Source organism: Arthrobacter sp. AK01 (genome assembly GCF_021109375.1).
In the GTDB taxonomy this organism is placed as follows: domain Bacteria; phylum Actinomycetota; class Actinomycetes; order Actinomycetales; family Micrococcaceae; genus Arthrobacter.
Map to the genome: position 1 here is coordinate 1 of NZ_JAJOHP010000128.1, position 5,628 is coordinate 5,628.

A 5,628-nucleotide genomic window follows, 5' to 3' on the forward strand; every position below is an offset into this window, starting at 1 on the left:
CTATAAAAAAAAAAACAACCCCCCCCCGCCCCCCCCCACCCTTGTTGGGGGGGGGCCCCCCCTCGTCGTTAATCACTGTCGTCAACCGGTCAATGCAACGCAAGGAGACCAACGTGTCACGCTCCGAAAAGATCAGCTTCACGGGAAGCACCGGCGATACGTTGGCGGGCATCGTGGACGTTCCTGAGGGCCCTGTCCGGGGCTGGGGCCTGTACTCCCATGGCCTGACGCTCGGCAAGGACAGCCCTGCCGCTTCCCGCATCTGCAAGGGGCTGGCTGAGCAGGGTATTGGAATGCTGCGTTTCGACAATTTGGGTCTTGGCGGCTCAGCAGGTGAATGGTCGGCGGGATCGTTCAGCGTGAAGGTGTCCGACACCATTCTGGCCGCGGAATTCATGCGGGAACAGGGCCGGGGAATCTCCCTGCTGGTGGGCCACTCGTTTGGGGGTGCGGCTGTGCTTGCCGCAGCCCGCGATGTCCCGGGGCTCAACGCCGTGGTGACTGTTGGCGCACCGTACGAGCCCAAGCACGTTGAGCACATGTTCGACACCGAAATTGAGGACATCCTCCGCGATGGCAGCGCTGTGGTGGACCTCGGTGGACGTCCCATGGAGGTCCGCCGCCACTTTGTGGAAGACGTGGAACGCGCCGATCTGCGCGACTGCATCCGCACCCTCCACAAGCCGCTGATGGTGATGCACTCCCCCACCGACAACACCGTGGGGATCGACAACGCCAGCGAGATCTTCCGTACCGCCCGGCACCCCCGGAGTTTTATCTCGCTGGAGGGCAGCGAGCATCTGCTGACCGGGAAGGGCCAGGCAGCACGGGTCGCCCGCATCATCAGCGCGTGGGCGGACCCCTACCTGGAGATCCGCGACGCCGGTTAGCTGCTACTTGCCGATGGCCGCTTTGCTTTCACTGAGCCACTGCTCGGCCGCCTTCTCCGGGGTCAGCCGCTTGAACAGGACCTCGGTGTTGATACGGGCCGTGATCTCTGAGACAGCCGTTGAACCGGTGGGACCAATGAACGTGGGGGCAAAGTCCATCTTGCCGATCTGGTCAATGTAGGCGGCCTCAACCTTGCCCTGGGGCGTCAATAGGTCCTGGATGGCCGTGCGCATGCCGGAGTTGCTGGGCACACCGCGATCGCTCTGGATGATCTTGGCCGCAGCCTCGTTGTTCACCAGGAAGTTCACCAGCTTGGCGGCGGCATCTGTGTGCTTGCTGCGTGCGGAGATGGTGTAGAACTGCGAGGACTGGAGCCAGATGCCGGGCGTAGGTGTCTCACCGGGCAGCTTCAGGAGCTTCAATTCGGCCCCTGAAGCCTTGCTGAGCGCAGAGAGCGAGTTGCTCCACGTGAGCATCATGCCGGCCTGTCCCATGCCCATGAGTGTCTGCTCCGTGCTGACGTTGAGCTTCTCCACGGTCTCCGAAGCACTGGGCGCTGCGCCGGACTCGCTGAGCTTCAGCGAGAAGTCGAAGTAGTCCTGGACAGTTTCCTTGTCCAGTCCCAGCTGGCCGTCTTGTGTGTAGAGCGACTTGCCACGTTGGCGGGCGAAGGCATCCAGGGAGTCATGAGTGAGGACGGTCGCCGTGCCATAGGTGCCCTTGGGGCTCTTGGTGGTGATGTCTTCCGCGATCTTGGCGAACTCGTCCCAGGACCACTTGCTGTCATCCGGCAGCGCAACACCGGCGGCTTGGAAGACGGCAGGGTTCACTACGATAGCCAGGGCGTTGGCGCCTGTGGACACTCCGTACTGCTTGCCCTGGACCTGCCCGTTTTCCAGGGCTCCCTGGTCAATTTTGGAAAGGTCCAGGGAACCGCTCACTGTGGACAGATCCAGCAGGGCGCCGCGGTTGGCGTATTCGGCCGGGTAGGCGCCGCCCATCGTGATGACATCGGGGGCGTCGTTTGCTGCCACCTGGGTGGCCAGTTTGTCGAAGTATCCCGTGATGTCGCCGTACTCCGGCTTGACCTTGATGTTGGGGTTGGCTGCTTCGAACTCTTTAATGGCATTGTTGGTCAGCTCGGCACGGTTGGCGTTGCCCCACCACGAGAACCGGATTTCGACCGGCCCATCTTCAGGCTGGTTGGCGGAAGGGCTGGAACAGGCTGCAGTAAGCCCAAGCATGCTGACGGCGGCTACGAAAGCGATGGATTTGCGGAGATGTCGGAGGGGTTTACGCGTCATTGGGTAAGCTTCTTTCAGGCTCAAGAAAACGGTTCCTGAAACGTATCAAGGTGGTGTATATTCGTCAATAGTTTGGAATATGAACTATATAAATCCACTGAGGAGTCCGCCTTGACCATGCGCTTGGACCAGATCCAGATCCGGGACCCCTTCGTGCTTACCCAGCCGTCATCCGGCTGCTATCTGCTCTTCGGCAGCACGGACAAGAACATCTGGTCGGGGCCTGCCACAGGGTTCGACTGCTACCGAAGCAGCGACCTTGCCACGTGGGAAGGTCCGCTGCCCGCCTTCCGCCCCTCCCCCGAATTCTGGAGCCAGGAACAGTACTGGGCTCCTGAGGTGCACCACTACCTAGGGCGCTACTTCATGTTCGCGACGTTTACTGCGCCGGGGCGTTTCCGTGGAACGCAGGTCCTTTCAGCAACTGCGCCCGAGGGCCCCTACGAGCCGTGGAGCGATGGCCCCGTCACCCCCGGTGACTGGGAGTGCCTGGACGGGACGCTCCACGTGGACGATGCCGGGACGCCCTGGATGGCGTTCTGCCACGAATGGAAGCAAGTACACGACGGAGCCATGATGGCCCAGCGGCTCAGCCCGGACTTGCGGACAGCCGAGGGTGTGCCGGCCTTCCTCTTCAGCGCCTCGGAAGCACCGTGGTCCCGCGCCCTGGATGTTCCGTCCGTCCGGGACAGGGAGTTTTCCGTCTATGTCACCGACGGACCATTCCTCTTCCGGCTGTCCAGCGGCAAGCTCATCATGTTGTGGTCGAGCTTTGGCGACCGCGGCTACGCAATGGGGATCGCCCGAAGCGAATCCGGAACAGTTTTGGGCCCATGGACCCAGGAGCCAGAGCCCCTCTGGAGCACTGATGGTGGCCACGGCATGATCGGCCGTGCACTGGATGGCAGCCTTTTCCTGACACTTCACCAGCCCAACAAGAGCCCCCATGAGCGGGCTGCATTCTTCCCGCTCGTAGAACGCGAGGACACCGTAATTCTGGCCCCGGAGGAATACGATCCCGCCACCCCCGGCGCCTGAGGGGTTGACACCTCCGCGCTCCGAGACAAGGATTGAATCGTTTCGGAAAACGGTTTCTCAGTGACAGCAGCAGTCAACGCAGACAGCATCAGGAGGGCGTGCACAGTGCACAGCCAAAGCACCATACCCAGTCCGCAATCCCCCGCAGCCATCGACCGCAAGGTCCTCGTGCGGCGCCACAACGTCCGGCAGGAACACCTTGACCCCAGGAGCCCAGTGTCCGTGGGCAACGGAGAATTCGCCTTCACCATGGATCTCACGGGGCTGCAGTCGTTGCCCGGCGCCTACCCTGTTGGCGCCCGCGACGAGCTGCCACCGGGAACGCTGCTGGGTACGCAAACCCAGTGGGGTTGGCACTCGGTCCCATCGGAGCAGCCTTATGACCTGGCCGCTTCCACTGTCCTCTACGATTCACCCCGTGGTCCCGTGCCCTACGTGGACATGGTGGGAGACATCGTCAACGATCGCGAGACGGATACGTCGTTGGCTGAAACCTGGCTAAGGGCCAACGCCCATCGGCTGGACCTTGGGCGCATCGGCTTCCGCTGGATGGAAGACGGCACTGAACGCCCCCTCACAGCAGCAGACATCGCCGGCACCGAACAAACACTGGACCTGTGGACGGGGGTCGTCACCAGTCGCTTCACGCTGGCGGGCCACTCAGTGACGGTTACGACGGCGTGCCACCCCGACCGCGATCAGCTCGGCTTCCGGGTGGAGTCGTCGGCGCTTGGTGCTGGTCTGGTTGTCGGCTTCAGCTTCCCGTACGGCTCTGAGGCGTGGCACGACGCCGCGGACTGGGCCAGCGTTGACGCCCACACCACACAGCTCGACGGACCGGATCCGCCTCAAGTCCATGATGGCCGCACAGCATGGACAGTCCGTCGCGAGCTGGATAACTCCCGCTACCAGGTGGTGATCAGCGGTTCGGACCTGACGGTGCAACAAACCGGACAGCACCGCCTCCGAATATCTCCTGCCCACGCTGGTGGCCCGGACACCGCCAAGGTGCTGGACCTCTCCGTCGACTTCGTCTCCTCCGGAGATGGCGACTGCATTCCCCGCGGCGACAACCGGCCGGCTGCCCAGGCAGCAGAGGCGAAGGCCACCCCCGAAGGAGGTACCGGCGTCGAACTTTCACCTGCACGTTCAGTCATCGAAGCATCCGCCGCCTACTGGCCGGAGTTCTGGTCCTCGGGTGGGGCAATCGAGCTCGACGCGACCGCCGATCCGCGGGCGAAGGAGTTGGAGCGCAGGATCGTGCTGTCCCAGTACCTGACGGCGATCAATTGCTCAGGCTCGTTGCCTCCACAGGAGACCGGGCTTGTCTGCAATTCGTGGCGTGGCCGCTTTCATCTTGAAATGCACTGGTGGCACGCCGCGCACTTCGCGCACTGGAACCGCGTGGAACTGCTCCTGCCATCCTTGCGCTGGTACTCCACGGTGCTGGAGACCTCCCGCCAGACCGCCAAGGCCCAAGGCTTCGAGGGCGTCCGCTGGCCCAAGCAGGTAGGGCCCGAGGGAAGGGAGAGCCCCAGCCCGATCGGGACGTTCCTCATTTGGCAACAGCCACACCCCATCCACCTGGCCGAATTGGTGTACCGGGCCAACCCCAACCGCGAAGTCCTGGAAGAGTTCGCCGAGATCGTGTTTGAGTCAGCTGCCTTCATGGCCAGCTTTGCCCACCCAACATCGCGGGGATTCGAGCTGGGACCACCCCTGATTCCAGCACAGGAAAGCTACGGCTCCATCCGGGCCAAGGTCACCAACCCGACGTTTGAGTTGGCCTACTGGCAGTGGGGCCTGCGCACGGCTTCTGCGTGGCGCGAGCGGCTGGGCCTGGAACCCGTGCGGGCATGGTCTGACGTAGCAGATGGCATGGTGCCACCTCGCGTGATCGACGGCGTCTACGCTGCGATCGACGTGGAGCCTTTCACCATCCGCACCGACCACCCCTCCATGTTGTGCGCCCTCGGAGTCCTCCCGCAGACCGACCTCATTGATCCGGACATCATGCGCGCCACTCTGTCCGACGTCCTGGCCGACTGGGACTGGGGCAGCACCTGGGGCTGGGACTATCCCGTGATGGCCATGACCGCTGCCCGGCTGGAGGACCCCGAGGCAGCCGTGGACGCGCTCCTTCTAAGCGCCGGCAAGAACACGGTCCTCACCAACGGACACAACCGGCAAACCGATTCCCTGCCGCTCTACCTCCCCGGAAACGGAGGGCTTCTGGCCGCCGTCGCACTGATGGCGGCAGGCTGGGACAACGGGCCGGAGCGGCATGCCCCCGGATTCCCGTCGGACTGGACCGTTGCGTGGGAAGGGCTGGTGCAGGCGCCCTAGGGTGGTTCCGGGGACCCTGCCGGCTATCCGCGGCGGGGTCCCCCCGCTG

Annotated in this window: 4 protein-coding genes; 3 read left to right on the forward strand and 1 reads right to left on the reverse strand. The window is 63.5% G+C overall.

Annotated features, from left to right (window positions below; genetic code table 11):
* Positions 1-113 precede the first annotated feature (113 nt).
* Positions 114-890 carry an alpha/beta fold hydrolase gene (locus LN996_RS23230; protein ID WP_231343452.1) on the forward strand — a complete coding sequence of 259 codons (777 nt, stop codon included), beginning with the start codon at positions 114-116 and terminating at the stop codon, positions 888-890.
* 3 nt (positions 891-893) lie between these two features.
* On the opposite strand, the gene LN996_RS23235 is transcribed toward LN996_RS23230, so the two are convergent.
* Complete coding sequence (locus LN996_RS23235) at positions 894-2,195, reverse strand: ABC transporter substrate-binding protein (protein WP_231343453.1); 1,302 nt, start codon at positions 2,193-2,195, stop codon at positions 894-896.
* Between the two features lie 117 nt (positions 2,196-2,312).
* Here LN996_RS23235 and LN996_RS23240 point away from each other — a divergent pair, with 117 nt between their 5' ends.
* Positions 2,313-3,233 (forward strand): glycoside hydrolase family 43 protein, encoded by a 921-nt coding sequence (locus LN996_RS23240; protein WP_231343454.1) that lies wholly within the window; start codon positions 2,313-2,315, stop codon positions 3,231-3,233.
* Positions 3,234-3,338: 105 nt separating this feature from the next.
* Positions 3,339-5,579, forward strand: coding sequence for a hypothetical protein (locus LN996_RS23245; protein ID WP_231343455.1), 2,241 nt, complete (start codon positions 3,339-3,341; stop codon positions 5,577-5,579).
* Positions 5,580-5,628: the final 49 nt, after the last annotated feature.